Origin of the sequence: Macrococcus capreoli (genome assembly GCF_025628935.1) — a bacterium.
Taxonomy (GTDB): Bacteria; Bacillota; Bacilli; order Staphylococcales; family Staphylococcaceae; genus Macrococcoides; species Macrococcoides capreoli.
Genome location: NZ_JAOTIS010000010.1, coordinates 16,001 through 42,704, shown reverse-complemented (window position 1 = coordinate 42,704; position 26,704 = coordinate 16,001). Strand labels below are relative to the sequence as shown.

Genomic DNA, 26,704 nt, shown 5'->3' with positions numbered 1-26,704 from the left:
GATTAATATGATAAATACAGAATTAATATTAACGAACGAGTGGGATAAGGTTTTTACTAAAAGTGACAAAGTCATACATCATAAAGTAACATTTACAAATCGTTATGGAATCAAACTTGCTGCAGATTTGTACATGCCAAATCAATTTGAAGGAAAATTACCAGCGATTGCTGTATCAGGTCCTTTTGGAGCTGTAAAAGAACAATCAAGTGGTCTATATGCGCAAACAATGGCAGAAAGAGGATTCTTAACAATAGCTTTTGATCCTTCATTTACTGGTGAAAGTGGAGGTCAACCTAGATACATGGCATCTCCCGATATTAATACAGAAGATTTTCAAGCAGCAATTGATTTCTTAACTGTACATGAAAATGTAGATGCTGAACGAATTGGTATTATCGGTATATGTGGATGGGGTGGCATGGCACTCAATGCGGCGAGTCTTGATACGAGAGTGAAAGCTACGTTAGTTTCTACAATGTATGATATGACAAGAGTCAATGCAAATGGATACTATGATTCTGAGGATAGTGAAGAAGCAAGATATCAAAAGAAAGTGAGTCTTAATCAAGAAAGAACAAAGAATTTTTACAATAAACAATATTCTCGAGCAGGAGGCGTAGTTGATCCACTACCAGAAGACGCACCTGATTTTGTGAAAGATTATCATGCTTATTATAAAACCGATAGAGGATATCATGAAAGATCATTAAATTCAAATGAGGGTTGGAATGTTATTGGAACAATGTCTTTTATCAATCAACCAATACTTAAGTATAGTAATGAAATTCGTAGTGCAGTGTTAATCGTACACGGAGATAAAGCGCACAGTTATTATTTTGGTAAAGACGCATATCATAATATGTTAGAAGGGAATAAGTTTAAAGATAATAAGGAACTGTTAACGCTAGAAGGTGCTATTCACGTAGATCTTTATGATAACTTAGATGTCATTCCATTTGATACAATACAAACGTTTTTTGAAGCCTATTTAAAATAGGAATTAAACAATCAATATCTCAGTTGAAATAAGGATGATATGGGCAGGTGAGAATCAAATGAAGTTATTTATAGAAGAAGAAGAAATAGACGTAAAATGGGTAAAGAATCTTTCAACAAAAGCAATTGATGTGGATGTACAACAAAATGATATAGTCATAACGATGTCTAAATATGGTGGGTTTGAACAAGTTGGTGAATTAGGAAAACGTTATATCGTTGAAGACAAGCATATGACAACCAAAATAGGAGATATTGTAATATTCAATGGAGATAAACTTGTTATATTCTATGGAACAAATTCATGGCGTTATACTAAACTTGGAGAAATTAATCTTCCTCAAAATGAGATTATTGATACGTTATCTAAATCGAACTTAAAGATAAGATTAACTAATGGATAAGCTTAGTAAAAATACGTTAAGAAACACCATGAGAATAAATTAATAGCATAAGTTCTTTGTTCAAGTCATGTGAATTGATTTTAAGAGACTATTTCTTTATGATGTAGCTACTTATTAATATGTAATCAATAAAGGAGAACTTATGACGAATAACAATAAAATGTTGTTAGGCTTAGGATTTACAGGAACGTTTGGAGCGAATTCAAAAGCGTGGATGAGTGAAGAAGTTAATGTTAATACCTATCCTGATATTGAAGCGGATATCCGTTATGCACAAATGGCTGAGAAGGGTAAATTTCAATTTATCTTTATCGGAGATTTTCCGGGTGCAGTACCGAATGATAATAGTGAAGTACCTGCAATGACTTTAGAACCGATTATTACATCGACTGCAATATTAAGAGAAACGAAGCATATCGGTATTGCGAATACAGTTCACACGCAGTGGAATAGTCCGTATACTGTTGCACGACAATTTAAAGGGCTAGACTTAATGAGTGGTGGACGTATTGCCTGGAATGCTGTGACAGGTTCTAGTCCACAAGTCGCTGAACATTTTGGTGTCACATTAATGGATAGACAAGCACGTTACGAAAGTCATTATGAATTTGTGGAAATGGTCCAACATTTCTGGGGGACTTGGGGAAAAGACGCGTTAAAAGCAGATAAAGAAAAAGGAATCTTCGCAGATTATAATCAAGTTAAAAAAGTATATTTAAATGGAAGATATCATCAAGCAAATGGTGCATTACCTATGCCGCCAACACCTCAGGGTCAACCGGTAATCTTCCATTCTGGTGGATCTCCTGCAAGTATTGCTTTTGCAGGTCGTTATGCAAATGCAATGATTGGTGAAGTATGGACGATTGAGCAGGGGATTGAAACACGTAATGCATTACGTCAGGCAGCGATTGATGCAGGAAGAAATCCAGATGAGATTAAGTTTATCGCTGGATTAATGCCAGTAGTTGCAGATAATAAACGTGAAGCTATAAACAGACATGCGAAATTTATGGATGAAAGCTTAGTACAGCAGCGTGTGTACCATATCAGTATGGTTTTAGGAATTCAATTAACTTTAGCAGATTTAGATAAACCAATCGCACCTGAACTTTTAGATAGAGTAGTCATTGATGCATATTCAGACCCACGAATTGAGAATGTGTTGAAAGTTGCACGAGAGGGTTGGACGTTACGTGATATTATATATCATTCAGTCATTGACTATCATCCTGTTACTTTAGGTGATGCAAAAGAAACAGCAGATCATTTAACAGAATGGTTTGAAGCTGGTGCAGCTGATGGATTCTGGTTAATTCCAGATATATTTGAAACTGATTTACAACGTTTCGTTGATGAAGTTGTGCCAATTCTACAAGAACGTGGTGTATTCCATGAAGATTATGAGGGTGCTACTTTGAGAGAACACTTAGGCGTGCCTGAGCAGTATGGTGTAGATACGAGATTGAAATAAATAACATGAGTAGAGCACAGACTTTTTGGGTCTGTGTTTTTTATGCATGATATACGTCGCTGTATTTTACTAATACCGTATGAGGAATTCACAGTGATAAGCAAACGGTAGTATTCACAAAATACAACCGCTTCCGCAACAAAATAAGAAATCAAATCAAAGCAAGCGATAGTATTCACAAAATACAACCACTTCTGCAACAAAATAAGAAATCAATTCAAAGCAAGCGATAGTATTCACAAAATACAACCGCTTCCTCAACAAAATAAGAAATCAATTCAAAACAAGCGGTAGTATTCACAAAATACAACCGCTTCCGTAACAAAATAAGAAATCAAATCAAAGCAAACGGTAGTATTCACAAAATACAACCGCTAAATCTATAGTCAGGTGTCTGTTAATTATCTTCTCTCCCGCTTTTCATATATAATAAAGATAACTGTAAAAAGAAGAAGTGATGAGATGGAAAGAAGAATTATACACATTGATATGGATGCATTTTTCGCTCAAGTTGAGCAACGGGATAATCCTGACTTAAAAGGGAAGCCTGTCATTGTCGGAGGGAAAAGTAGAAATCGTGGTGTTGTTGCAACATGTAGTTATGAGGCACGTAAATTCGGTGTACATAGTGCGATGCCGACTGCCCGTGCGCATCAATTGTGTCCGGATGGCTATTATGTCAGTCCGAGATTTGAAGTATACCGCGAAGTGTCCAGTCAAATTATGTCGATATTTAAAAGTTACACGGATATCGTTCAACCTGTCTCTTTAGATGAAGCCTACCTTGATATCACACATCTCGTACGTAAAGATTTAGGTGCCAGTCAAATTGCTGCTTATATTAAACGTGACATTATGACTGCAACACAACTTACTTGTTCAGCTGGCGTATCTTATAATAAATTTTTAGCGAAGATTGCATCGGGTATGAACAAACCTAATGGCCTTACGGTTATTCATTACGGTAATGTTGAAGCGATATTAAATGAACTTCCAATAGGCGAATTTCCTGGTGTAGGGAAAGTGACCGAAGAGAAAATGTTACGTTTAAAGATTGAAACAGGCAAGGATTTACGTGCTAAAACGGAGTTGGAGTTAATCGAATTATTCGGAAAAAAGGGCACGAGTCTTTATCAGAAAGCACGTGGAATCGGTTCAGACATAATAAATATGGACCGAGTAAGAAAATCAATTGGAAAAGAATCAACTTTCTCTCATGACGTTCAAGACGAGACGTTCATCTTACAAACGATGCGCAAACATTCAGAGAAGGTTGCACAAAAGCTCCAGGATTTAAATAAAGTGAGCGATACCATCACTGTAAAAATTAAAACAAGTGATTTCGAATCCCACACAAAACAGACAAAGCTTTTAGACTTTACGGATCAACCTGATACCATTTATAATACAGCTGTGTTATTATATACAGACCTAAAAGGGAAATTTGACAATATACGTTTAGTCGGCGTCTCTGTAGGGAATTTAAAAAATAAAGTGTATGAAAATCTTACAATATACGATTTTCTTTAGAAATGAGGAAGTATTATGAAATTTAAATTTGCTATCATTGGTATAACTGCACTTCTCATTATGATGTACATTATGGAAACATTAGAGCATGGATTTAAAGTGTTACCGCTAATCGGTATTATTTTAGTTGCAGCATTCTTATTCTGGATTGATCATAAATTAGAACGACCAGTTAATCGCCATACAATTAAGAAGACAATAAAAGATAACACGGCTACGAAAAAATAGTAGTCGTGTTTTTTATATATTCTATTGGTAAAATGCAATCATCGCTTGTAACTTATCATCATTCATAATGATAATATCCTGACCTAAAGCGATTTTATTGCGCACGATTCCTTCTTTCTTTGAAGGTTGTGCGTTTTTTTGTTTACCCATAATAAAGTAATCAATGTTGTCGATATCATCAGTATATGTCCCGCCACAATTAACGATGTACTGGACGATATGTTTACGCGCTTTATGCAACGTGCCGGTAATAGCAATGCGCTTATTGTAGAACGGATGACTTGTATCAATTTTGTCTTGCTCCGGTACTATACTCGAAAGTTCCTGCTGATAACGGGACATACTTTGTTTTTTTGAAGTGGTAGATATATTTTTTATGTATTTTTTTCGGCGTTTTAATCTTAAATAGTCGTCTAAATTGTCATAATGTTTAAGGAGTCGTACTGTAATCATCGCACACGCTTTCGCGTCATTTAAAGCATGGTGATGCCCATGAAAGTCGATATTATAATACTTCATCATATTCTTTAAGCTATGGCTATGATTCTGCACCGTATCACGCGCCATAATGACTGAACAGAAGTAGGGTAAAGTCGGCATTTCAAAGTGATATCTATTGATAGAGGCATGTAACACACGCATATCAAACTGCGCATTATGTGCAACAATCGGTAAATCACCAATGAAGTCTAGCATATATGGATATACCGTCTTAAATGTCGGTGCATCCGTAACATCTTCCGGATGAATGCCGTGTACTCTTATATTCGATTCGCTAAAATATGTTTCCGGATTAACCGTTGTATAGAACGTCTCAGTCATCATGTTATCAATGACTTTCACCATCCCGACGCTACAAATGGAAGCGGGGTTTCCGTTCGCTGTTTCAAAGTCTAATGCGATAAACTGATTCATAAACATCCCTCTTTTTTAGATTTAACGTATTTTATCATGTTTAATGTCAAAATAAAAATGAGTGCACTTCGCACTCATTTTTGTTCTCTATTTCTTTATGTTATCAAAATCTATTTGATGTAATGTATCGCACCCACAATTATCGTTTAAGTCACAACTATTACATTTACCAGCTTTAGACTTCTTGAAGAATTTATATAAAGTGTAGAATGCATAGCCAAAGATTAATGCAAATAATAATATATTAAAAAATAATGCCATAATTCAACCTCCTATATAAATAATCTTCCAATTTGGTAAACGAGCATCGTTAATATATACGCTGTTGCTAGTGGATATGCAGTCGCGACGAATGTCCATTTCCATGAAGAAGTTTCTTTTCTTATCGCAGCAACTGTAGATAAACATGGAATGTAGAGCAATATAAATAACATAAATGCATACGCTGAAAGTGGTGTAAATTGATGATGAATCATTGATACTAACGCATCATCTTTTACGGCATATATAATCGCCATCGCGCTTACGACAACTTCTTTCGCTAAAAATCCTGGTATTAGCGTTGCGCCTGCCTGCCATGAACTAAAGCCTAAAGGGACTAGGAATGGCGCAATTGCGCCACCAATCATCGCTAAGAAGCTATTTTCAATATCCACTCCAAATCCACCAGGGCCTGCATAGTTCAGTAACCAGATTAACACTGAACCGCCGAAGATGAATGTCCCTGCTTTTTTAACGAAACCTTTACCTTTTTCCCATGTACTTCTCCATAACGTCTTTAATGACGGTAAACGGTATGGTGGTAATTCAACGATAAAGATCGATGTATCATTCTTCAGAACAGTCTTAGATAATATTAAACTTACAAGTAAAGCAACGACAATACCAATCACATATAAACTAAGGACAACGAGTGCCTGGTTCTCTTTAAAGAATACGCCTGCAAATAATGCATATACCGGCAAACGCGCTGAACACGACATAAATGGGGCAATGAGTATTGTTGTCAGACGTTCTTTCTCTTCTTCGATACTACGCGCCGCCATAATGCCAGGTACGTTACAACCGAAACCGATGATCATCGGTATAAATGACTTACCATTTAAACCGAATACTTCCATCACTCTATCCATAATGACTGCAATACGCGCCATGTACCCTGAATCTTCAAGTAACGAAATGAAGAAGAATAGCACTAATATTTGAGGGACGAAGACAAGAACGCCACCAACCCCAGCAATAACACCGTCAGTCACTAAATCTTGTAAGAACGGTACGATACCCATTTGCTGCATGATTGATTTTGCAGTGTCCGTTAATGGTCCAGCAAAGAATGCATCAAGTTGATCAGATAGTGGGGTACCAATCCATGTGAACGTCGTCTGGAAGATAAGCCACATTAAAAATAAGAAAATTGGAATACCGAAAATATTATGCGTGACAATCTTATCTAAACGTTCAGTTAAAAACTGCTTCTCTTCATTCGGATATGTGATTACACCATCAACTAATTGCTCAATATATGCAACACGGGTTTGATGAATACTCGTTTTTAAGCTTGTAACAAGCTGAGATTCAAGGTGCGTTCTAATTGGCAATAACTGCGATAACGTTGCTTCAGGTAAATAACTTTCAACAGATGGATTATTCAACAAATATTGAATCGCTAAGAAGCGGTAATGTTTATTGGCGAGCGGTAAATCATTCGGTAATAATTGAATTACTTCTGAAATGGCTTGTTCAACTTGACTGTCGTATGTAATTTTCAATGGGCGATTTTGTGATAGCGTATCGCCTAAAGCGTGTAACACCTCAGATGAGCCACGTCCAGTACGTGCAATTACAGGAATAATAGGCGTCTTCAGCTTTCTCATTAATAAATCAATATTAATATTAATACCACGTTTCGTTGCAACATCGACCATGTTTAATCCAATCATCATCGGCGCACCGTATTCCATCAACTGAATCGTTAACAATAAATTACGTTTCAGTTGAGCTGCATCGATAATATTAATCATGCCATTAAAGTGCTCATTCAATAAAAAATTTGTTACTACTGTTTCATCTTTTGACAGTGGTAACAAATCATAAATTCCTGGTAAATCAATCAATTGTCCTGCATTACTTTTAAGTTTACCAACCTTTTTCTCTACAGTAACACCGCTCCAGTTCCCTACATATTCATAACTGCCGGTAAGTGAATTGAATAGCGACGTTTTCCCAACGTTTGGGTTACCTAATATACAAAATGACTGACTACTCATTGATTTGCTCCAGTAAGATCTTACACGCATCACAATTTCGAATGCATACGTGTTGACCATTAATATCTAAAGTGCAGGGGCCTTTAAATAAACTCTTTTGACGTACTTTGATTTCGCTGCCTTCAGTAAATCCTAGCGCATGTAAGCGATGCATGACCATCGGGTTATCAAAGATCATCGATTTAATTTTATATGTACGCCCAAGTGTAGCGTTGGCGATATGTACCATTGAAAGACACCTTCTTCATTTAATTGATATTGATTATCATTTACGTATAGAATATCACTTAAATTATACATAAACAAGTAGGGAATGCCCTTTTTTTCGACAAAATAAAAAACACGGTAATTCATTTATTACCGTGTTGATAGCTAATTAGTTTACGCTTCATTAAATGTACGTGCACCCAATTCTTTCTCGTAAAGATAAAGTGCGTTAGCATCATCTTTAATGCGTTTAATATAATCGATGTGTTTCTTGAACATGGCTTCTTCTTCAACTTGTTCATCCAGGAACCAATTTAAGAAAGAAATCGTTGAGTATTCATTATCATTTCTTGCGATATCAGCTAAGTGATAGAAACTCGATGTCACTTGCTGTTCTTGTGCCAGGCCTGATTCGAAAGTATCCAGTACACTTGTAAAATCTGTTTTAGGTGCAGGAATTTCTGTGAACTTCGCATGTTGATCACGATCATTTAAATAGTTATAAATCTTTGTACCATGAAATCTTTCTTCTGCTGCTTGTTGTTCATAGAAATGCGCAAAGCCGTCGTAACTCTCTGCAGCGCAATATGCTGCCATTGCCATATAAGCATGAGCTGCTGCAAATTCATCATTCATCTGTTTATTAAGTGCTGCTGTTAATTCTTGAGAAAGCATGATAATCCCTCCATTGATTAAGATAATTCCATTATAATACAATGAGAGTGAATAACATAATTATATAATATAATTGTTAGATTGTTGAAAGTGTATCATATTTATAAAAATAGCTACAAATATTTATGAGAAAAATTAATGTAATGCTATAATAAAGTGTTAATTATAGGAGGTTACTATGAAAAAATTTGCTGCTAAAAATATGGCGAAAGCCGCGCGACGTTTAAGCATTATGGCAGGTAAACGTGGTACAGATTTACCGGGTCAGATTGCACGTAAAATAGATCCACAAATCTTACGAAAATTAAGTGCTGAAGTCGAAGAGGTTGTGTTTATTTCTGGAACGAACGGAAAAACAACGACAAGTAATTTAATCGGACATACATTAAAACAAAATAATATTAAAATTATTCATAATACAGAAGGTGCGAACATGGCTGCAGGTATTACATCAAGCTTTATCGTACAATCTTCTAAAGATACGAAACTTGCCATCATTGAGATTGATGAAGGGTCAATTCCGCGTGTGTTAAATGAAATGACGCCAACAAAAATGGTGTTTACAAATTTCTTCCGAGATCAGATGGACCGTTTTGGGGAAATTGATATTTTAGTTGATAGAATTGCAGACCATATTAAAGGTAAAGGGATTGAGCTGATTTTAAATGCTGATGATCCATTCGTTTCACGTTTAAAGATTGCAAGTAATAATGTAACGTATTACGGCATGAAAGATCATATACATGATTTTGAAGAAAGTACGATGATTGAAAGTAAATATTGTCCGAATTGTGGGAAGATGCTGCAATATGACTGGATACATTACAATCAAATCGGGCATTACACATGTTCATGTGGATTTAACCGAAATACACCGAAATACGAAGTTGAAGCTTTAACTGAAACGCCGTTTTTAAATCCGACGATTAATGGACATACGTTTAATATGAAGATTGCCGGGGACTTTAACGTATTTAATATTATTGCGGCATATGCAGTATTACGTGAGTTAGGGTTAAATGACAAATCCATCGAAAAAGGTTTCTTAACTTATGCTAGTGATAATGGACGCATGCAGAACATTGTTAAAGGTGAGAAACAAGCGATTATTAACTTAGCGAAGAATCCAGCAGGACTTAATGCAAGTTTATCAGTAGGTGAAAAGATTCAAGGTGAGAAATCTTATATTATTTCTTTAAATGATAACGGTGCTGATGGCCGCGATATTTCTTGGATTTGGGATGCGGATTTCGAGAAGCTCACACGTCAAAATATCCCGTATATAATGTGTACTGGGAATCGTGCTGAAGAAATTGCATTACGTTTGAAATACGCAGAAATTGATGCACAAATTGAAGTGAATCAGAATATTAAAGAAGCAACGGCAACAATCCTTAAACGACCTGAATATACGGTGTGTATTCCGAACTACACATCGCTCGAACCGATGCACCAAGCGTTAAATGCTTTTTTTGAAGGAGGTAAAGGACATGAATAGACCCATCGAAATTTTCCACTTTATGCCGGATAAATTGAATTTATATGGTGATATCGGAAATATTATCGCTTTGAAACAACGTGCGAAATGGCGTGGTTTAGAAGTGAAGGTGACAGATGTAAACACAACACAAGGCATTAAAATTAGTGATGCCGATATATTATTTATCGGTGGAGGTAGTGACCGTGAGCAGAAGATTGCTACAGATGACTTGTTCCGTGTAAAAGATGACTTTAAAGCAGCGATTGAAGACGGAATGCCAGCGCTGACGATTTGTGGAGGATATCAGTTCCTAGGTGAGAAATATGTGACACCTGACGGTAATGAGTTGAAAGGTCTGCACATATTAGACTTCTATACAGAATCTAAGAAAGATAGATTAACTGGGAATATCGTGATTGAATCTGAAACATTTGGTCAAATTGTAGGGTTTGAGAATCATGGCGGCAGAACATATCATGATTACAATACGTTAGGTCGTGTAGTAAGTGGTTACGGCAATAATGATACAGATAAAAAAGAAGGCATTCATTATAAGAATTTGTTAGGTACGTATTTACATGGACCGATTTTACCGAAGAACCATGAAATTACGGATTACTTACTAAGACAATCTTGTGAGCGTATTGGAATGGACTTTCCTGACGTTCAGTTAGACAACCGAGTGGAAGAAGCGGCGAAGCAAGTGATAGTAAAGCGATTGATGGAAGAGAAGAAATAAAATATAGAATTTATTTATTGGCACGGTTTTTATAAGAATCGTGCCATTTTTATGATTTTGGCACGAAAATTAAGAAGAGTGTGCCAAATCCATAGTTTTGGCACGAAACAAATAAATTTCGTGCCAATTTTATGTGACAAAATATCAAATTCTTTTAAAGATGTATTTAAAATATATCTTTTAAGTGTATAATCAACGTATAAGTTACGAGGAGGGTTATGGATGATAGATTATAACGAGAAACCATTTATCGTCATATGGGAAGTCACACGTGCTTGTGAATTACATTGCCTGCATTGCAGAGCAGAAGCACAAGTTAATCGTAATCCATATGAGTTGTCAACGGATGAAGGTAAGGCTTTGATTGATGATATCGCCCAAATGGATGGCCCGATGTTAGTCTTCACGGGTGGAGACCCATTAATGCGTGAAGATATATTTGAGCTTGCAGCTTACGCAGTTAATCGTGGTGTACGTGTTTCAATGACACCGAGTGCTACACCTAATGTCACAAAAGAGAATATGCAACGTGCGAAAGAGGTTGGACTTTCTCGTTGGGCTTTCAGTATAGATGGCCCGAACAAACAAATTCATGATCACTTCCGAGGAACAGAAGGCAGCTTTGATTTAACGATGAACGCAATTCAATATTTAAAAGCATTAAAGATGCCGCTACAAATTAACACGGTTATCAGTAGATATAATATCGATTATTTAGAAGAAATGGCTCAAATGGTAGAAGATTTAGGGTGTGTACTGTGGTCAGTCTTCTTCTTAGTACCAACAGGCCGAGGAAAAGAAAGCGATATGGTTACACCAGCTCAACATGAAGAAGTCTTCCGATTCTTAAACAAACTGCGTAAAACTGCTTCATTTGGTATTAAGACAACGTCTGCGCAACACTATCGTCGCGTCGTGTTACAAGAACAAATTCGTGAAATGAAGAAATCAGGAACATTCGATGCCATTAAGTATGAAGATAGTTTAACGACGATGGATATTAATACAATCGACGGTTTAGGCCGTGCGCCAAAAGGTGTGAACGATGGTAATGGCTTCGTATTCGTGTCGCATTTAGGTCACGTTTACCCTAGTGGTTTACTGCCTGTTTCATGTGGAAACATTCGAGAAAAGCCATTGAGCGATATTTACGTTAACTCACCAATCTTACAAAATTTACGCAATCCTGATTTATTTAAAGGGAAATGCGGTATGTGTGAATTTAGATATGTATGTGGTGGCTCAAGAAGTCGTGCATATGCGGTAACTGGAGACTATATGGAATCAGAACCGTATTGTGTATATCAACCGAAACAATGGATACAGCTTCAAAGAAAATTAAAACAAGCGAATTAGTATTATGAAATAATGAATAAATAATAAAAAGGTTGAAACAATTTATTAGAGTAATTAAATAAAAAAACGGAGGAAATAATTATGATTACGAAAGACATGCTCGTTTCAGATATCGTTAAACAATCACCAAAATCAGCGGATATTTTCAGAAGTAATAGAATTGACTTTTGTTGTGGAGGCAACATTCCACTTGAAGAAGCAATTAACGAGAAAAGCAAGCCGCTTGATGAATTATTAGAAGAAATTAATGCACTGGATAACGGTAGTGAAAGTACTTTAGACGTACAATATTTAGACAATGCGGCACTTATCAATTACATTCAGAATAAATTCCATAAACCTCTTGCAGAAGAATTTAAAAATTTAATGCCTTATGTTACGAAAGTAGCTAAAGTACATGGAGATAATCATCCACATTTATTAGAATTAAAAGAATTAACGATGAAACTTCGCGATGAATTATTAGCTCATACAAAAGATGAAGATGAGAATGTATTCCCATTAGTGATTGACTATACTAACAATCCAACAGAAGCATTGAAAGCTGAGCTTGCACCTCATATCGTTGAACTTGAAACAGAACATGACGGAGCAGGAAATATCTTAAAACGCATGCGTGAAATTACGAATGACTTTACACCACCAATGGATGCGTGTGGTACATTTAGAGTCGTATATCAACGATTAGCAATGCTGGAACGTGACACTTTCCAACATGTGCATTTAGAAAACAATGTGTTGTTTGAGCGTATTAAATAACAAATAGAATAAAATTGAAAAAGAATAAAAAGAATGAATAAAAAAGAAATAAAAAAGAAACAGGCTGAAAGTTTTGAATTTCAGACCTGTTTCTTTTTGTTAGGATGATTACTCAGGAGTCGGTTAATCATTAACAGTTCGTAAATATAATGACTCTTCATCTGATTATTATCAAACTCAGTTAAATGTTTAACGCTATTTTTCAGTAAACTGAGTGAAGGTTTGTCTGGCACATAAGATCTATCTTCACCAAACGATTTGAAAGCTTGCATTAGTTGATTCACTGCATCTTTCTCATCATTCGTCATAATAAACTCAGTACCATTCGGAATAAGAATCATATGATTAATATGGAGTTGAATTAAACGATTGACATCAAGACGATGGCGTAATCGTGTCAACTCATATTCGACTTCTAAATTTTTGTGGAAATGCATTTCTTCTTTTTCATATGCAAGCAATGTATCAATTTTAGCGATAAGTTTATTTGTTTGTTCCATCATCGGAAGAGTACCGCTTAAATCTGCTAAATCCGCATTGATTTCAGATGAACGTTGAATCAGCATGTTCATTAACTTCGTTTCTAATATATCCATTAAGCTGGCAATTTGTGTATGATATTTTGGAGGTAGTACAAAGAAATTCACAATCGTTGCAGTTGATAACCCGATTGTTGTTGTTGCTAAACGTGAAAAGAAATTAAACGCAAAGTCCTGATGAATATTCGGTACCATCGCTACCGCAGTAAGACTTGCGACAAGCATGCCGTCATATAACTTTAATTGATAACAAATGTATAGCGTAAGTGTTGCAGCAATACTGAAGCTGAGCGGTGACTCACCTAAGAAGTAGGTACTCATCACGGCAATAAATGCACCGAGTATAGAAGCTGGAAATCTGACAAATGCTTTTTTGAGCGATGCACGGGCAGTCGGTTCAATCGACACAATCGATGTGATTACTGCAAAGATAGGCGGCAAGTGAAATAACTGACAAATCAATGCTGTTAGAAATGTTGCTAAACCTGTTTTAATCGTACGTGCACCGATTATTTTTTTCGTCCATTTTATTTTCATAATATCAACCCAATTTTTTAAAAGTAGTATACTGCATAATCTTTGTTATAATATACAGTGACGAATATATGATATTGTTAATATGAAAAATAATCAATACATTAAGTGCAATTGATAGTTAATATTTTCTAGTATCATTTATTAATTACAAATTTAAGTGAAAGAAGAGATAATCATGATCGTAACATCAGAACAAGACTTACAAGGATTAAAAGAAATTGGACGCATCGTTGCTATTATTCGTGATGAGCTGAAAAATCAAGCGAAACCAGGAATGACGACGAAAGAACTAGATAATATTGCGAAAGACTTATTCGAGCAATATGGTGCAAAATCTGCACCGATAACTGAATATGACTTCCCAGGCTACACTTGTATTAGTGTGAATGAAGAAGTAGCCCATGGTATTCCAGGAACACGTGTGATTAATAATGGGGATTTAGTAAACGTTGACGTATCAGCATGTAAAAATGGTTATTATGCCGACACAGGTATTTCATTTGTAGTAGGTGACGTGACAGATCCATTAAAACAAAAAGTAATCGATTGTGCTGAAATGGCGTTTAACGAAGCGATGACAAAAATTAAACCAGGTGCGAAATTAAGCAATATTGGTCGTGCAGTTAATGCAACAGCACGTAAAAATGGTTTAACAGTGATTAAGAATTTAACGGGTCACGGAATCGGAAAAAGCTTACATGAAGAACCGAAACACATTATGAACTACTATGATCCAATGGATAAAACGTTGCTCAAAGAAGGGATGGTACTTGCAGTTGAGCCGTTTATTTCATCAAAAGCAACGATTGTTACAGATGGTAAAGACGAATGGGCATTTGAAACGAAAGATAGAAGTTATGTTGCGCAAATTGAGCATACATTAGTTGTAACGCAAGATGGCCCATTATTATTAACACAATTAGAAGACTAGTCATACAACTTTAGTTGTAGTCAATAATCATTCCACGGACGCTTACACAGTCCGTGGAATTTTTTTATAATGTATAGACTACAATCATTGTGAGGTATGGTTATGCAAACAATAAAACAATATTTAAACAACACAGTAAAAACATGCATACAGAATTTTATGTATTTTAAAACGGCATCTGCTTATAAACGTCTAGCGGATATTAATGGATTGAAAAATGTGAAACAGAACGAAATTCAGCAACTGACTCATGAGAAAGTGAAAATACAAACAGAGCTTGAAACACATGAAATTAAACCGACTGAACATTTAAAGAATAATCGACTGCCTTTAATTAATAAAATTAATGCGCTGGATAATGATATTGATGAAATTGAAGCATTATTGTTAAACTTAGAAGAGGAAAAACGCAATATACAGTATGAAATCCTGTTATTATCAAATGTGAGAGGCTGTCACCAAAGTGAATAGGCACAGACAAACTGGAAGCAATTCAAAGAAGGGGAGTGAATAAGTGAAACAAATCATCAATTCAGAGATGCTCATCATCTTTCTGACATTAATCCTATTATCCAATCTTTATTATATTTTCTTTGTAAAGATTGGTATGTTGCTCGTTATCGTTGTTGCAATCGCGCTCATTTATCTAAGTCAGCAAATGAAAGAGAATTTACGAGGGCTTATCATATTATGGATAGGATTAATCATGTTAATGTTTGGCTTACTCTCCAATCCTTATACATTAATTGTCTTATTTAGTTTTATCATCATAATAGCCATTCGTTATATTATTTATAAACGTCAACCGATGAAAGTCATTCAAACAGAAGCTGATAAGATGATTATTAATAAACAATCATTATTTAGCTTTCAGTCGACACCCGATAAAGTGTATAAGTTTGAAGATATGAACTTACAACACGCTGTCGGTGATATTAATATTGATTTAAGTCAGGCAGCCAATTTAAAAGAGAGCAATATTGTCGTTGTCAGAAATATGATAGGTAAGACGACGATTACTTTACCGTATCGATATCAAGTGAAAGTAGACTATACAACGATGTACGGAGAATTAACGATTCAAGATGAGTATACGAAGAAAGCGCGCAATGAGCGTGTAATGTATGAATCTGATGCTTATGCGAATAACGTCGTAATTAAATTGTTTGTTTCATCTATTGTTGGTGATTTAGAGGTGCATTACCGATGAACAATTATACACGTATGATCGGTTCATTATTAATTTTAACGTATAGTCTTGCAATCATATTTTTCATTTTAGATAGAATATTTGTTAATATTATTTATTTTCAAGGTATGTTTTATACACAAATTGTAGGCGTACCAGCAATTTTATTTTTAAATGTGACCGTCATTTTAGCATGTATTATTATGGGATCAATTTTAGCTTATCGCCAAAATGAGCAATTTGCTGAAATTCAGGAAATGATTGAACGTCTCGGTGGTGGAGAGAAGATACATGTGAATAATTTAAATCATGATATTGAAGTCATTGAAATCATGAAGTCACTTGAGAAAGTAAGTCACACGATTGAAGATATTAAGCGCCAAAATCAGCTTGTCATTAATGATGTTCACACTTTAAATGAAGCGACAGTCAAACAAATCGTAGAAGAAGAACGTCAGAGACTGGCACGAGAACTGCACGATTCAGTTAGCCAGCAATTATTTGCAGCAAGTATGATGTTATCAGCGTTAAAGTCTGCAAAGCATGAAGAACCAGTAATGAAGCAACTTGCATTGCTCGAAAAGATGCTGCACGAATCTCAATTAGAAATGCGTGCATTACTACTTCATTTAAGACCGGTAGGATTAAAGAATAAGACGTTAGAGCAAGGGTTAATGCAGTTGATTAAAGAATTAAAACAGAAAATACCGATGCAGATTACGACAGATATTGAAGAGATTGAACTAGAAAAAGGGATTGAAGATCACTTGTTTAGAATTGCGCAAGAGTCTATATCCAATACGCTACGCCATGCTAAAGCAACGACGATAACGATAGAATTATTTAAAACAAACGGCAGAGTGATTCTACGTATCAGTGACGATGGTTTAGGATTTGATATGAATCAAGTCGATGATACTAGATACGGTTTACATACAATGAAAGAAAGAGCATTAGAAATAGGTGGAACGTGTAACGTGATTTCTGCACCACAAGCAGGCACAAGAATAGAAGTCAAAGTGCCAATCAAGGAGGATTAATATGCGCGTATTATTTGTAGATGATCATGAAATGGTAAGGATAGGGATTTCAAGTTATTTATCAATGCAGGAGAATATCGAAATTGTTGGTGAAGCGAGCAATGGTAAAGAAGGTATTGAAAAGACATTAACATTAAAGCCGGATATTGTATTGATGGATATGGTCATGGATGAAATGGATGGTATTGAAGCGACGATGCATATTAAAGCGCAACTGCCAGCGGTCAAAGTGATCATGTTAACGAGCTTTATTGAAGACAAAGAAGTGTATCGCGCATTAGATGCAGGCGTAGATAGTTATATATTGAAGACGAGTAGTGCAGAAGAAATTCGTGATGCGATATATAAGACGTATGCAGGGGAATCGGTCTTTGAGAAAGAAGTTATGGCGAAGATGCGATATCGTATGAATCAGAAAGCAGAACTGCATGAAATGCTAACGGAACGTGAGAAGGAAATATTGCTATTGATTGCTAAAGGCTATTCGAATCAGGAAATTGCAGATGCGAGTCATATCACAATTAAGACCGTCAAGACACACGTTAGTAATATACTTAGCAAGCTGGAAGTGCAGGATAGAACGCAGGCAGTGATTTATGCTTTCCAACATGATTTGATAGAATAAAAATAATATTCAAAATAAAAACAGGCGAAATTTTCGCCTGTTTTTATTTATATCAATTTGTATTTTTAATTACTTTATTGCTTAACTACGTTATTTCTTAATCACTTTATCATAGCCATCTACTAATAATTCTAATTCACCGGTATGGGGTTCGATCACTAAACCGTGTACTGGGACTGATTTATCGAATAGTGGGTGATTATAAACCATATCTACATTGTGGTATACATTTTCGTTCACATCATTAAATCCACTGATAAATTGTTTAACATTATAGCCAGCATGGTCTAACGTATCCATCGTTTCCTGTTTAATACCACGTTGTGTCATCGTATTGATTACTTTATCAGCATCTATTTGGCACATGCCACAATCTTTATGCCCCATAATAATAATTTCTTCCGCACCTAATGCATAAATACCGACAAGTAAACTTTTCATTGTTGCACCATAAGGATGCGTAATTGTTGCACCGGCGTTTTTCACGACTTTAACGTCGCCATTTTTAAGGCCGAGTGCTTTATGAGAAAGTTCCTGTAATCTCGTATCCATACAAGTGAGAATTACTGCTTTCATTTCAGGGTTTTTAGAAGTTGCATAAGCTTCATATGCTTTGTCTTCGACGAATTTCTTGTTGAATGCCAGAATACTTGATAGTAACGTCATATTTCTCCCTCGATTTCATTAAATTTAATCTATATCAATTTTAATATAAACGAATGCAATTATGCATTGATTTTATCTTTATGAATAATTGCATTAATTTGGGCACCGATAATAATGATAAAGCCAGTTAAATATAACCATAACATTAATACGATGACGCCCCCGATACTACCATAAGTTTTAGAGTAGTTAGAGAAATTGTTAACGTAGAATCCAAATAAGAAACTCGCGCCTAACCATACAACAGTCGCAAATAAAGCGCCAGGTAAAACGGATTTAAATTTTAATTTAATGTTAGGTGCTAGTGCGTAAAGTGTTGTAAACACTACAAATGTTACAATGACCGGCAATACGATTTTCACTAAATTGAATACCCATTTAAATTGATCACCTAAGCCGATATGTCCAAATAAGTAGTTACCGATTTGCTCACCAAATATAGGTAAGGCAAGTGCAACACCGAATACTATTACCATAATGACAGTAAATAATACGCTTAATAATTTAGATACGATTGGATTACGTGCATCTTCAACTTCGTAAGATACATTAAATGCATTCATTAATGCTGTCATACCGTTTGACGCTGACCATAGTGCAGCGATTAAACCAAATGATAATAATCCACCGTTGGCGTTATTCATCACGTCATTAATGATATTTGTAATCATTTTTGCAGTGTCACCTGGTGCATTTTGAGCAATCAAGTCAGTAATCGTTTCAGGCTTAACATTAAACACAGGAATCAATGTTAATAAGAAGATTAACATTGGGAATAAAGACAGTAAGAAGTAATATGCAAGTTGTGCTGAAAGTCCTGATGCGTCGTCTTTACCAATTCTGAATAATAATTTGTTTAAGAAATTACCATTTTCTTTATATTTAGCAGGTTTATTAATTTTAGAAACGTAAAACGTTTCATTATCTTTCTTTGGTTGTTTCGTTTTGAACTTTTGATTTGAAACATAGTTCTCGTCTGAATTACTCAGTAACGATTGCTTGTTATCATCCTCTAAATGATTTGACTCAGGACTGTTAGCAGCCTGAGTCAAGAATTTAGAGGTGCTTTTTTGTTCTTTCGTCATAAAATCACCTCATCATAATTTAAAACAATTTAATTAGTTGTTTGGTCCAGATAATTTCTTTTGATTACGCTTTTGAATAAACGTATCTTTTGCATCTAAAAGTGCTTTTTCTAATTCTGGATTGTTACGACGAATTTCATCGATTGTTTCTTTCCAGTATAATAACTCATCTTTTAAATTACTTACTTTTGATTTTGTTGCAGGTGCAGGTGTTAATCCGTTTTGCTTTGTAGCTTGTACTTGATTCTTCACCGAACTACGTGTTTTTTTATCGATCATTGATACAGCAGCACCGATTACAGCACCAGCAATTGTTGCAGGAATTAATTTGTTATTCATGTGATTCTCCTCCTAGTAATGTAAAAATGGTGATGTCTCACCTATTAATTATTATATAGCCATTGTTGACCTTTGATAAACAAAGAATATCGAAAATATATAAATTTTATATTATTCAATTTTTGAATTGTTTGATAAAATAGAAATTGTATGGAAATCCGATAGAGAAGGTGTATAAAATGAATAAAGAACAAATGGTAAATGAAATTATCCAAAAGCTAAAGCTTGTAAATGTAGGTGTGATTAAACCTGAAACAATAGATGACGATAAGATTGAGGAATTACGTGATATTCATGCAATGGTAACGAAAAGAGATACATTTTCACCGAGTGAAATGAGCGCGTTAACAGATGCATTAGGACAATTAAGAAAGCAGTAAAATAGTGTTGAATTCATTAATTGAATTCAATTTATTAATATATTACTAAATATATCAACGAAAAGGGGAATAGCAATGAAATTATACAAAGAAGAGAAATTACAGAAATATGCTGAACTACTTGTTAAAGTAGGGATGAACGTTCAACCAGACCAACGTGTATTTATTCGTGCTACTGTTGATGCGAAAGATTTCGTGCATTTAGTTGTTGAAGAGGCTTATAAAGCAGGTTCTAAAGATGTTAAAGTTGCTTATACTGATGATCGTTTAGCGCAACTTAATTTTGAATATCGTGATCAGTCAGCTTTTGAAACTGTACCTCAATATTTAATCGATGAGCGTATGGATTATGCGAAAGACTATGCAGCGCAACTTGCTTTAATCTCATCAAGCCCTGAAAATTTAAAAAATGCTGATCCGGCAAAAGTTTCTGCGTATATGAAAGCGTACGGAGCAGGGTTTAAAGAATATATGAAGATGATGCAATCAGATCAATTCTCTTGGACAGTTGCAGCATATCCATCTCCTGCATGGGCGAAATTAGTATTCCCGGAATTAGATGAAACAGCAGCATTTGAGAAATTATTAGATGCAATTTTAGATTCAGTAAGAATGAATGCTAATGATCCTGTACAAGCATGGGTTGAACATAATGATAACTTACATGCGAAGGCAGATTATTTAAATGAGAAAGCTTATGTTGGATTACATTATATTGCGCCAGGTACAGATTTAACAGTTGGATTACCGAAAGGACATATATGGAGTGGTGCTTCAAGTATTAATAAAGCAGGGCATTCGTTTATGGCGAATATGCCAACTGAAGAAGTATTCTCTGTCCCTCATAAAGATCAAGTAAACGGAACAGTTTCTAGTACGTTACCGTTAAGCTATGGGGGAAATATTATTGATGAATTCAAGTTAACATTTAAAGACGGTGTCGTTGTTGATTTCGATGCGAAAGTGGGTAAAGACATATTAGAAGGCTTACTCAATTCAGATGAGAATGCACGACGTTTAGGTGAAGTTGCATTAGTACCACATGACTCACCAATTTCAAATTCTAAGATTCTTTACTATAATACATTATTTGATGAGAATGCATCGTGTCATTTAGCATTAGGCTCAGCTTATCCTTTCTGTATTGAAGGTGGAAAAGAAATGAGCGAAGAAGAACTTGCAGCGAATGGATTAAACAATTCTATTACGCATGAAGACTTCATGATAGGTTCAGCTGAAATGAACATTATGGGAATTACAGCGGATGGTGAGGAAGAACCGATATTTATTAATGGAAATTGGGCGTTTTAATTTTCAGCATTAAATGATATGATTATATTACTATTGATTTAAGAGGAGGATGGGCATGTCAGTACCTATGATGTGGTTAGTTGTTATTGCGTTTTTATTTGCAATCGTTACATTTGGTGGATTTATTATGATGACACTTATTAATGTTTTTGATTCTAAAGAAGCAGATATTATTGACACACCTGAAGAAGCGTTAGAAAAGAAAGTATTTGCTGACGATTTACATTAATTAAACGATAAAGAGATAGGGGACTATCTCTTTTTATTTTGCGTTAAATCATCTATTATAAATATAATATGTTTAAGAAAAAGAGGAATGGATATGACAGAACGATTAAAAAAGACGATGAATGCATCAAAGACAATTAAGACGAAACAAATATTTCCAGAAGATACGAATCATCATCATACGTTGTTCGGTGGAAAGTTAATGGCATTAATAGATGATGTTGCAAGTATTGCAGCGACAAGGCACTGTGCAAGATCAGTTGTCACTGCAAGTACAGATTCTGTTGATTTTGTGAGACCGATTCGACCTGGGGAAGTTGTTACACTTGAAGCGGTTGTGACGTATACGGGGACATCATCGATAGAAGTGTGTGTACAAGTAGTGTCAGAGAATGTGATTCAACAAACGAAACAACTTGCGGCGATCAGTTTCTTAACATTTGTTGCGTTGGATGAAGATAATAAGCCGGTTGTTGTACCTGAAGTTATACCAGAAACAGAAGATCAAATATGGCTTAATGAAACAGCGAAAGAACGTGCTGAATTCAGAAAGAGTAGACGAGGAAAGAGTAAAGCATTGTTGAATTTCTTTGAGAAAAATATTACGAACTAACACACATAAAAAGAGCAGTATAACTTAAAATCTTCAAAAATAAAAAGAGTAAGTTCGCAATACCCGTGAAAATTGCGAACTTACTCTTTTACATTTGATGTTTATGTATTTCATTCACGACTAAAAATTCAACTTCATCTTCAGTAAAGTTATACCAATAATGTGGTTCACGCGCATCGAACATATATGACGCGCCGGGTTGTAATTCATAGCGTTCTGTACCGACAGTTAGCGTTAGTGTTCCATTTAATACATAAATAAATTCCACACCAGCATGCTGACTTGAATCATTTTGATTTGCGCCTGGTTTTAAGACGACGCGATTTGGTATGAAAGCACCAGCAACTCCATTCGATAAATTTTGATAAACAAATGATTGCGTAGGTTCTATTGAATCTTCTTCTTTTTCAACCTTTGTTGTATGAAAGAAATAACTCGGGTGAATTTCTAATGCATCTGCAATTTTTCGAAGTGATGACATCGTTGCACTGCATTTATTCGTTTCAAGCTGTGATAAGAAAGCAATCGACACCCCCGTTTCGTCCGAAATGTATTTTAAAGTTTTATTTTGTTTTTTTCGAATCTCTCGAATTTTTTCCCCTATTGTCATATAACACACCCCTAGTATTCTATCTGTATTTATTATTATACATGAATTAAGTGATAAAATAATAAGAATATTTAAATAACTATTTAATGTATTAAAAAAGACCCATTAAGGGTCTGGTTTGAATTATAGTTGGTTCATTCTTTGCTCATTTGCTTTAAAATCAACATCTGGATAATACATATTCTTAACAAGTAAATTAGGGCCTAAACATTTCACTTTTGGACAATGACAGTTTAATGATTGATTCAGTTCGCTTGCTTTCCACTTATCATAAATAGTCTGAAGCGGAGTAGTCACAATATTTTCTATCGTACCTGTTTCATCACCGAAGTCAGTCACGATAACATCACCTGTAAATACATTGACGTTCAGTCTTGAACGACCATCAGGATCGTTTCTGACTGTTACATTTTTGGCTTGTTTTACTTCATTTAAAAATGTTAAATCATCTGGATTCATTGAACAAGGTAAAATTGGCAATGTGCCAAATAACATCCACGTTGCTTCATCCCTGAAAGATAATAGTTGCCTAATAGCAGCTTTCGTTTCTTCTGTCGTTAATACATTCAAATCACTAGCAAAGTCAGATGGATACATCGGATGCACTTCATGACGTGCACACTTCATATCATTCACAATTTCTTTATGAATCTTTTCTAAATAAGGCAGAGTACTTTTGTTGAGCATCGTTTCTGCTGATACAAACATGCCTGCTTCAGATAATTTGCGTGAATTCTCAATCATTTGTTCATATAGTTTATAACGTGCTGCAAGTGGTGGTTTCTTATCCATCACATGGAATCCGACTTCAGCAAATTCATCAATCGTACCCCAGTTGTGCGAAATATGCATCACGTCAACTAAATCGATAATCGGTTTATATCGATCATAGTTTATTGTTAAATTTGAATTCATTTGTGTATAAATGCCACGATTTTGAGCATACTTTAAGATAGGAATCACTGTTTCTTTAATAGATTTCTTAGAGAACATCGGTTCTCCGCCGGTCACACTTAATGTAGATAAATGTTCTACTTCATCTAAGCGTTTAAATATAGTGTTCATATCAATCGTATCGGGGTCTTTAAGTTGTAATGTGTATCCTACGGCGCAATGTGCACATCGCATATTACATAATGTAGTAGTCGTAAATTCAATGTTTGAAAGTTTCGTTTCCCCATATTTTTCAACATCATTATATGCTTCCCATGGGTCGTTATGAATTGAAATCTTATCTTTCAAATGTATCATGATTAGCCTTCTTTCCAATATTCGTCTTTTACTATTATGAACGTGTGAGAATGTTTGTCAACAACAAATACATTGAAAGTTGTGTGAATTTGTTACATAATGAATACATTCAAGATAATGAAAAGGAGTTCAATATGACTAAAGAATCTTTAGAAGAAATTAAAGTGAAATTAAGTGATTTTATGGAGACAATCGAATCTGTAGATCCAGAAACGACAGATATCAGTGATATCGACGAATGGTTAAGCATATTAGATCAGTTAGAAGAGAAAGTTAAATCTATTCAAAAATAAGGAGATAAATAATGGCAGATATACAGGTAAAAATCGGTCAACAGTTTCCTTTAACAATTAAAAGACTCGGTATTAATGGCGAGGGAATAGGTTATTTTAAAAGGAAGATTACGTTTGTTAAAGGGGCATTGCCTGGCGAAGTAATCGTTGCACAAGTAACTGATATTAATAACAAATATTTAGAAGCAAAAATGGTCAAAATCCGTGAAAAATCAAGGGAACGCGTAAAACCGCTATGTAACGTCTTTGATTTGTGTGGTGGATGTCAGTTACAACATCTTTCATATAATGGGCAATTAAAATATAAAAAGCAAATCGTAGAAGATGCAATTACGAAATATGCACCCCATGTTAAATTAGATTTAATTAAAGATACTTTAGGTATGGCAAATCCTTATGGTTATCGTAACAAAAATCAATTCCCTGTCGAGAAATCAGGCCGTAAAATTCGTGCTGGACTTTATAAAGAGCATTCCAATACGTTAATTGATTTACATGAATGTATCGTACAGGATGATCGTACGATGAAGACGACGAATGAAATTAAAAAGATTATGAGTGAATTAAATATCGAAGTTTGTAAAAATCCAGCGCGTGAATACGGTGTGCGTCATATTATTACGCGTGTTGCACTTGCGACAGGGGACTTACAAGTTGTGTTTGTGACAAATACACGCGACTTAAAGAAACAAGATTTATTAGCTGAACGTGTAATGCGTTTGCCGGGTGTTAAAGGTGTAGCATTAAACATCAATAAAGAGAAGACTTCAATTGTTATGGGTAACGAAACGATTGTAATTGCCGGAGCAGAGACGATCCGTGAGACATTACAGGATCACGTTTATGACTTATCAGCTGAGAGCTTCTTCCAGTTAAATCCGAAGCAAACGGTTGTACTTTATAGAGAAGTTGAACGTGCTGCTGGGCTTACAGGTAAAGAAAATGTTGTCGATGCATTCTGTGGTACTGGTACGATCGGTATTTGGTTAGCAGATAATGCGAAAGAAGTACGTGGCATGGATACGAATGAAGATGGTATCGTGAACGCGATTTATAACGCGACAGCGAATAATAAAGAGAACTGTAAATTTGAAATCGGTGACGCATCAGAAAAATTAGATGAGTGGATTAAAGATGGGTTCTATCCAGATGTGATAACAGTGGATCCACCACGAACAGGATTATCTGAAGAAACGATTCAATTAATTAATGAAATTAAACCGAAGACGTTCGTTTACACAAGCTGTAACCCTTCAACGCTTGCGAAAGACTTAGCGCATTTAACGAAAGCATTCCAGGTAGATTACATTCAACCTGTTGATATGTTCCCGCAAACAGCCCAAGTTGAAGCAGTGGTAAGACTAGTACGTAAAAGAAAACTAGGTAAGTAAAGTTAAACATCCTTAGGCAAATGCTTAAGGATGTTTTATCATTTTTGAGGCGGGTAAATAATACTATAACGATTTTAGGAGGATGTAATTTATGACTAAGAAAATCGCAGTAGTATTAGATAATTTATTCGAAGACTCAGAATTTACGAGCCCAGTTGAAGCATTCAAACAAGAAGGACACGAAGTGACTGTTATCGGTAAAGAAGCAGGTAGCACAGTTAAAGGTAAAAAAGAAAATACAGAAATTACAATAGATAAAGCAATTGGTGAAGTGAAACATGAAGACTTTGATGCATTATTGATACCTGGTGGATTCTCTCCAGATTTATTACGTGGGGATGAACAAGGTCGATTCGGTGCATTTGCGAAAGGATTCGTTGAACAGGAGAAACCTGTATTTGCAATCTGTCATGGCCCTCAATTATTAATCGATACAGATTTATTAAAAGGTAAGAAGATGACAAGTTATTTATCAATCCGTAAAGACTTAGAAAATGCGGGTGCAACAGTTGTAGATGAACCGGTTGTAATAGATAGTAATATCGTAACGAGCCGTACACCGGATGATCTACCAGATTTTAACCGTGAATCATTATCATTATTGAAATAGATTGATGCAAACCAGCTGTCTGATGACAGCTGG

The 26,704-nt window shown here is 35.2% G+C and carries 32 protein-coding genes and 1 pseudogene; 21 read left to right on the top strand and 12 right to left on the bottom strand.

Annotation, left to right across the window (positions count from 1 at the left end; genetic code table 11):
- Positions 1 to 7 precede the first annotated feature (7 nt).
- The 5 genes from OCL94_RS08635 (at position 8) to OCL94_RS08615 (ending at position 4,635) form a co-directional block, all read left to right on the top strand.
- A complete protein-coding gene (locus tag OCL94_RS08635; RefSeq protein WP_262996520.1) occupies positions 8 to 1,000 on the top strand; it encodes an alpha/beta hydrolase in 993 nt (330 codons plus the stop codon).
- A 34-nt stretch (positions 1,001 to 1,034) separates the two neighbouring features.
- On the top strand, positions 1,035 to 1,403 hold the full coding sequence (locus OCL94_RS08630; RefSeq protein ID WP_262996519.1) for a cyclophilin-like fold protein: 369 nt from the start codon (positions 1,035 to 1,037) through the stop codon (positions 1,401 to 1,403).
- 142 nt (positions 1,404 to 1,545) lie between these two features.
- Positions 1,546 to 2,877: an NtaA/DmoA family FMN-dependent monooxygenase gene (locus OCL94_RS08625; protein ID WP_262996518.1), complete on the top strand. Its 1,332-nt coding sequence runs from the start codon at positions 1,546 to 1,548 to the stop codon at positions 2,875 to 2,877.
- 462 nt (positions 2,878 to 3,339) lie between these two features.
- Positions 3,340 to 4,407 (top strand): DNA polymerase IV, encoded by a 1,068-nt coding sequence (gene dinB / locus OCL94_RS08620; protein WP_262996517.1) that lies wholly within the window; start codon positions 3,340 to 3,342, stop codon positions 4,405 to 4,407.
- Positions 4,408 to 4,422: 15 nt separating this feature from the next.
- Positions 4,423 to 4,635, top strand: a complete 213-nt coding sequence (locus OCL94_RS08615) for a hypothetical protein (protein WP_262996516.1) — start codon at positions 4,423 to 4,425, stop codon at positions 4,633 to 4,635.
- A gap of 21 nt (positions 4,636 to 4,656) precedes the next feature.
- On the opposite strand, the gene OCL94_RS13315 is transcribed toward OCL94_RS08615, so the two are convergent.
- From OCL94_RS13315 to OCL94_RS08590, 6 genes and pseudogenes are all read right to left on the bottom strand, one after another.
- Positions 4,657 to 4,977 (bottom strand): BRCT domain-containing protein, encoded by a 321-nt coding sequence (locus tag OCL94_RS13315; protein WP_411268495.1) that lies wholly within the window; start codon positions 4,975 to 4,977, stop codon positions 4,657 to 4,659.
- A gap of 18 nt (positions 4,978 to 4,995) precedes the next feature.
- Positions 4,996 to 5,556 (bottom strand): annotated as a pseudogene (locus OCL94_RS13310) (3'-5' exonuclease); the annotation flags it as partial.
- 81 nt (positions 5,557 to 5,637) lie between these two features.
- Positions 5,638 to 5,811 carry a FeoB-associated Cys-rich membrane protein gene (locus tag OCL94_RS08605; protein ID WP_262996514.1) on the bottom strand — a complete coding sequence of 58 codons (174 nt, stop codon included), beginning with the start codon at positions 5,809 to 5,811 and terminating at the stop codon, positions 5,638 to 5,640.
- 11 nt (positions 5,812 to 5,822) lie between these two features.
- Positions 5,823 to 7,817 (bottom strand): ferrous iron transport protein B, encoded by a 1,995-nt coding sequence (gene feoB, locus OCL94_RS08600; RefSeq protein ID WP_262996513.1) that lies wholly within the window; start codon positions 7,815 to 7,817, stop codon positions 5,823 to 5,825.
- Positions 7,810 to 8,046, bottom strand: coding sequence for a FeoA family protein (locus OCL94_RS08595; RefSeq protein ID WP_262996512.1), 237 nt, complete (start codon positions 8,044 to 8,046; stop codon positions 7,810 to 7,812). The genes feoB and OCL94_RS08595 overlap by 8 nt, the downstream gene beginning before the upstream one ends.
- A 152-nt stretch (positions 8,047 to 8,198) precedes the next feature.
- A complete protein-coding gene (locus tag OCL94_RS08590) occupies positions 8,199 to 8,699 on the bottom strand; it encodes a ferritin (protein ID WP_262996511.1) in 501 nt (166 codons plus the stop codon).
- A gap of 178 nt (positions 8,700 to 8,877) precedes the next feature.
- Here OCL94_RS08590 and murT point away from each other — a divergent pair, with 178 nt between their 5' ends.
- The 4 genes from murT (at position 8,878) to scdA (ending at position 13,033) form a co-directional block, all read left to right on the top strand.
- Positions 8,878 to 10,197: a lipid II isoglutaminyl synthase subunit MurT gene (murT, locus tag OCL94_RS08585; RefSeq protein ID WP_262996510.1), complete on the top strand. Its 1,320-nt coding sequence runs from the start codon at positions 8,878 to 8,880 to the stop codon at positions 10,195 to 10,197.
- Positions 10,190 to 10,918, top strand: a complete 729-nt coding sequence (gene gatD, locus OCL94_RS08580; protein WP_262996509.1) for a lipid II isoglutaminyl synthase subunit GatD — start codon at positions 10,190 to 10,192, stop codon at positions 10,916 to 10,918. The genes murT and gatD overlap by 8 nt, the downstream gene beginning before the upstream one ends.
- A gap of 222 nt (positions 10,919 to 11,140) precedes the next feature.
- On the top strand, positions 11,141 to 12,274 hold the full coding sequence (locus OCL94_RS08575) for a TIGR04053 family radical SAM/SPASM domain-containing protein (protein WP_262996508.1): 1,134 nt from the start codon (positions 11,141 to 11,143) through the stop codon (positions 12,272 to 12,274).
- Between the two features lie 81 nt (positions 12,275 to 12,355).
- Positions 12,356 to 13,033 carry an iron-sulfur cluster repair di-iron protein ScdA gene (scdA, locus tag OCL94_RS08570; RefSeq protein WP_262996507.1) on the top strand — a complete coding sequence of 226 codons (678 nt, stop codon included), beginning with the start codon at positions 12,356 to 12,358 and terminating at the stop codon, positions 13,031 to 13,033.
- Between the two features lie 80 nt (positions 13,034 to 13,113).
- Here scdA and OCL94_RS08565 read toward each other — a convergent pair whose 3' ends face one another.
- Positions 13,114 to 14,109 (bottom strand): FUSC family protein, encoded by a 996-nt coding sequence (locus tag OCL94_RS08565; RefSeq protein WP_262996506.1) that lies wholly within the window; start codon positions 14,107 to 14,109, stop codon positions 13,114 to 13,116.
- Between the two features lie 175 nt (positions 14,110 to 14,284).
- Between OCL94_RS08565 and map the strand changes: the two genes are divergently transcribed.
- The 5 genes from map to OCL94_RS08540 all read left to right on the top strand — a co-directional run bounded on the left by map (position 14,285) and on the right by OCL94_RS08540 (position 17,894).
- Positions 14,285 to 15,040 (top strand): type I methionyl aminopeptidase, encoded by a 756-nt coding sequence (gene map / locus OCL94_RS08560; protein ID WP_262996505.1) that lies wholly within the window; start codon positions 14,285 to 14,287, stop codon positions 15,038 to 15,040.
- Positions 15,041 to 15,142: 102 nt separating this feature from the next.
- On the top strand, positions 15,143 to 15,511 hold the full coding sequence (locus OCL94_RS08555) for a hypothetical protein (protein ID WP_262996504.1): 369 nt from the start codon (positions 15,143 to 15,145) through the stop codon (positions 15,509 to 15,511).
- Positions 15,512 to 15,554: 43 nt separating this feature from the next.
- On the top strand, positions 15,555 to 16,250 hold the full coding sequence (gene liaF, locus OCL94_RS08550; RefSeq protein ID WP_262996503.1) for a cell wall-active antibiotics response protein LiaF: 696 nt from the start codon (positions 15,555 to 15,557) through the stop codon (positions 16,248 to 16,250).
- Positions 16,247 to 17,269 carry a sensor histidine kinase gene (locus OCL94_RS08545; protein ID WP_262996502.1) on the top strand — a complete coding sequence of 341 codons (1,023 nt, stop codon included), beginning with the start codon at positions 16,247 to 16,249 and terminating at the stop codon, positions 17,267 to 17,269. Before liaF ends, OCL94_RS08545 begins: the two co-directional genes overlap by 4 nt.
- Positions 17,265 to 17,894, top strand: coding sequence for a response regulator transcription factor (locus OCL94_RS08540; protein WP_262996592.1), 630 nt, complete (start codon positions 17,265 to 17,267; stop codon positions 17,892 to 17,894). The genes OCL94_RS08545 and OCL94_RS08540 overlap by 5 nt, the downstream gene beginning before the upstream one ends.
- A 90-nt stretch (positions 17,895 to 17,984) precedes the next feature.
- Here the strand turns inward: OCL94_RS08540 and OCL94_RS08535 are convergent, their stop codons facing one another.
- The 3 genes from OCL94_RS08535 to OCL94_RS08525 are packed head-to-tail and all read right to left on the bottom strand — an operon-like array spanning position 17,985 to position 19,984.
- The gene (locus tag OCL94_RS08535; RefSeq protein WP_262996501.1) at positions 17,985 to 18,560 is read right to left on the bottom strand and encodes a beta-class carbonic anhydrase; all 576 of its coding nucleotides are present in this window, start codon (positions 18,558 to 18,560) and stop codon (positions 17,985 to 17,987) included.
- Between the two features lie 59 nt (positions 18,561 to 18,619).
- Complete coding sequence (locus OCL94_RS08530; protein WP_262996500.1) at positions 18,620 to 19,645, bottom strand: YihY/virulence factor BrkB family protein; 1,026 nt, start codon at positions 19,643 to 19,645, stop codon at positions 18,620 to 18,622.
- 33 nt (positions 19,646 to 19,678) lie between these two features.
- Positions 19,679 to 19,984, bottom strand: coding sequence for a YtxH domain-containing protein (locus tag OCL94_RS08525; RefSeq protein WP_262996499.1), 306 nt, complete (start codon positions 19,982 to 19,984; stop codon positions 19,679 to 19,681).
- Positions 19,985 to 20,163: 179 nt separating this feature from the next.
- Here OCL94_RS08525 and OCL94_RS08520 point away from each other — a divergent pair, with 179 nt between their 5' ends.
- The 4 genes from OCL94_RS08520 (at position 20,164) to OCL94_RS08505 (ending at position 22,516) form a co-directional block, all read left to right on the top strand.
- A complete protein-coding gene (locus tag OCL94_RS08520; RefSeq protein WP_262996498.1) occupies positions 20,164 to 20,364 on the top strand; it encodes a DUF1128 domain-containing protein in 201 nt (66 codons plus the stop codon).
- 75 nt (positions 20,365 to 20,439) lie between these two features.
- Entirely contained in the window at positions 20,440 to 21,675 is a 1,236-nt protein-coding gene (locus OCL94_RS08515; protein WP_262996497.1) for an aminopeptidase, read from the top strand.
- 55 nt (positions 21,676 to 21,730) lie between these two features.
- A complete protein-coding gene (locus tag OCL94_RS08510) occupies positions 21,731 to 21,904 on the top strand; it encodes a hypothetical protein (RefSeq protein ID WP_262996496.1) in 174 nt (57 codons plus the stop codon).
- Between the two features lie 87 nt (positions 21,905 to 21,991).
- Positions 21,992 to 22,516, top strand: a complete 525-nt coding sequence (locus OCL94_RS08505; RefSeq protein WP_262996495.1) for an acyl-CoA thioesterase — start codon at positions 21,992 to 21,994, stop codon at positions 22,514 to 22,516.
- An 88-nt stretch (positions 22,517 to 22,604) separates the two neighbouring features.
- On the opposite strand, the gene OCL94_RS08500 is transcribed toward OCL94_RS08505, so the two are convergent.
- Positions 22,605 to 23,126 carry a helix-turn-helix domain-containing protein gene (locus OCL94_RS08500; RefSeq protein WP_262996494.1) on the bottom strand — a complete coding sequence of 174 codons (522 nt, stop codon included), beginning with the start codon at positions 23,124 to 23,126 and terminating at the stop codon, positions 22,605 to 22,607.
- Between the two features lie 123 nt (positions 23,127 to 23,249).
- A complete protein-coding gene (gene yfkAB / locus OCL94_RS08495) occupies positions 23,250 to 24,377 on the bottom strand; it encodes a radical SAM/CxCxxxxC motif protein YfkAB (RefSeq protein ID WP_262996493.1) in 1,128 nt (375 codons plus the stop codon).
- Between the two features lie 134 nt (positions 24,378 to 24,511).
- On the opposite strand from yfkAB, the gene OCL94_RS08490 reads away from it, so the two are divergent.
- The 3 genes from OCL94_RS08490 (at position 24,512) to OCL94_RS08480 (ending at position 26,671) form a co-directional block, all read left to right on the top strand.
- Positions 24,512 to 24,670 carry an SE1561 family protein gene (locus OCL94_RS08490; protein WP_262996492.1) on the top strand — a complete coding sequence of 53 codons (159 nt, stop codon included), beginning with the start codon at positions 24,512 to 24,514 and terminating at the stop codon, positions 24,668 to 24,670.
- An 11-nt stretch (positions 24,671 to 24,681) separates the two neighbouring features.
- Positions 24,682 to 26,061 (top strand): 23S rRNA (uracil(1939)-C(5))-methyltransferase RlmD, encoded by a 1,380-nt coding sequence (rlmD, locus tag OCL94_RS08485; protein ID WP_262996491.1) that lies wholly within the window; start codon positions 24,682 to 24,684, stop codon positions 26,059 to 26,061.
- Between the two features lie 91 nt (positions 26,062 to 26,152).
- On the top strand, positions 26,153 to 26,671 hold the full coding sequence (locus OCL94_RS08480; RefSeq protein WP_262996490.1) for a type 1 glutamine amidotransferase domain-containing protein: 519 nt from the start codon (positions 26,153 to 26,155) through the stop codon (positions 26,669 to 26,671).
- The last annotated feature ends 33 nt before the right edge of the window (positions 26,672 to 26,704 follow it).

What these genes read in the sequence shown, in the direction of transcription:
- OCL94_RS08630 (WP_262996519.1), top strand. Translation starts at nt 1,035, where the DNA reads ATGATATGGGCAGGTGAGAATCAAATGAAGTTATTTATAGAAGAAGAA.
- gatD (WP_262996509.1), top strand. Translation starts at nt 10,190, where the DNA reads ATGAATAGACCCATCGAAATTTTCCACTTTATGCCGGATAAATTGAAT.
- OCL94_RS08565 (WP_262996506.1), bottom strand. Translation starts at nt 14,109, where the DNA reads ATGAAAATAAAATGGACGAAAAAAATAATCGGTGCACGTACGATTAAA.
- OCL94_RS08510 (WP_262996496.1), top strand. Translation starts at nt 21,731, where the DNA reads ATGTCAGTACCTATGATGTGGTTAGTTGTTATTGCGTTTTTATTTGCA.
- OCL94_RS08625 (WP_262996518.1), top strand. Translation starts at nt 1,546, where the DNA reads ATGACGAATAACAATAAAATGTTGTTAGGCTTAGGATTTACAGGAACG.
- OCL94_RS08575 (WP_262996508.1), top strand. Translation starts at nt 11,141, where the DNA reads ATGATAGATTATAACGAGAAACCATTTATCGTCATATGGGAAGTCACA.
- OCL94_RS08480 (WP_262996490.1), top strand. Translation starts at nt 26,153, where the DNA reads ATGACTAAGAAAATCGCAGTAGTATTAGATAATTTATTCGAAGACTCA.
- feoB (WP_262996513.1), bottom strand. Translation starts at nt 7,817, where the DNA reads ATGAGTAGTCAGTCATTTTGTATATTAGGTAACCCAAACGTTGGGAAA.
- OCL94_RS08530 (WP_262996500.1), bottom strand. Translation starts at nt 19,645, where the DNA reads ATGACGAAAGAACAAAAAAGCACCTCTAAATTCTTGACTCAGGCTGCT.
- rlmD (WP_262996491.1), top strand. Translation starts at nt 24,682, where the DNA reads ATGGCAGATATACAGGTAAAAATCGGTCAACAGTTTCCTTTAACAATT.
- OCL94_RS08505 (WP_262996495.1), top strand. Translation starts at nt 21,992, where the DNA reads ATGGATATGACAGAACGATTAAAAAAGACGATGAATGCATCAAAGACA.
- OCL94_RS13315 (WP_411268495.1), bottom strand. Translation starts at nt 4,977, where the DNA reads ATGTCCCGTTATCAGCAGGAACTTTCGAGTATAGTACCGGAGCAAGAC.
- OCL94_RS08590 (WP_262996511.1), bottom strand. Translation starts at nt 8,699, where the DNA reads ATGCTTTCTCAAGAATTAACAGCAGCACTTAATAAACAGATGAATGAT.
- scdA (WP_262996507.1), top strand. Translation starts at nt 12,356, where the DNA reads ATGATTACGAAAGACATGCTCGTTTCAGATATCGTTAAACAATCACCA.
- murT (WP_262996510.1), top strand. Translation starts at nt 8,878, where the DNA reads ATGAAAAAATTTGCTGCTAAAAATATGGCGAAAGCCGCGCGACGTTTA.
- OCL94_RS08520 (WP_262996498.1), top strand. Translation starts at nt 20,164, where the DNA reads ATGAATAAAGAACAAATGGTAAATGAAATTATCCAAAAGCTAAAGCTT.
- OCL94_RS08635 (WP_262996520.1), top strand. Translation starts at nt 8, where the DNA reads ATGATAAATACAGAATTAATATTAACGAACGAGTGGGATAAGGTTTTT.
- OCL94_RS08535 (WP_262996501.1), bottom strand. Translation starts at nt 18,560, where the DNA reads ATGACGTTACTATCAAGTATTCTGGCATTCAACAAGAAATTCGTCGAA.
- OCL94_RS08595 (WP_262996512.1), bottom strand. Translation starts at nt 8,046, where the DNA reads ATGGTACATATCGCCAACGCTACACTTGGGCGTACATATAAAATTAAA.
- OCL94_RS08545 (WP_262996502.1), top strand. Translation starts at nt 16,247, where the DNA reads ATGAACAATTATACACGTATGATCGGTTCATTATTAATTTTAACGTAT.
- OCL94_RS08555 (WP_262996504.1), top strand. Translation starts at nt 15,143, where the DNA reads ATGCAAACAATAAAACAATATTTAAACAACACAGTAAAAACATGCATA.
- OCL94_RS08500 (WP_262996494.1), bottom strand. Translation starts at nt 23,126, where the DNA reads ATGACAATAGGGGAAAAAATTCGAGAGATTCGAAAAAAACAAAATAAA.
- map (WP_262996505.1), top strand. Translation starts at nt 14,285, where the DNA reads ATGATCGTAACATCAGAACAAGACTTACAAGGATTAAAAGAAATTGGA.
- OCL94_RS08605 (WP_262996514.1), bottom strand. Translation starts at nt 5,811, where the DNA reads ATGGCATTATTTTTTAATATATTATTATTTGCATTAATCTTTGGCTAT.
- yfkAB (WP_262996493.1), bottom strand. Translation starts at nt 24,377, where the DNA reads ATGATACATTTGAAAGATAAGATTTCAATTCATAACGACCCATGGGAA.
- dinB (WP_262996517.1), top strand. Translation starts at nt 3,340, where the DNA reads ATGGAAAGAAGAATTATACACATTGATATGGATGCATTTTTCGCTCAA.
- OCL94_RS08525 (WP_262996499.1), bottom strand. Translation starts at nt 19,984, where the DNA reads ATGAATAACAAATTAATTCCTGCAACAATTGCTGGTGCTGTAATCGGT.
- OCL94_RS08515 (WP_262996497.1), top strand. Translation starts at nt 20,440, where the DNA reads ATGAAATTATACAAAGAAGAGAAATTACAGAAATATGCTGAACTACTT.
- OCL94_RS08490 (WP_262996492.1), top strand. Translation starts at nt 24,512, where the DNA reads ATGACTAAAGAATCTTTAGAAGAAATTAAAGTGAAATTAAGTGATTTT.
- OCL94_RS08615 (WP_262996516.1), top strand. Translation starts at nt 4,423, where the DNA reads ATGAAATTTAAATTTGCTATCATTGGTATAACTGCACTTCTCATTATG.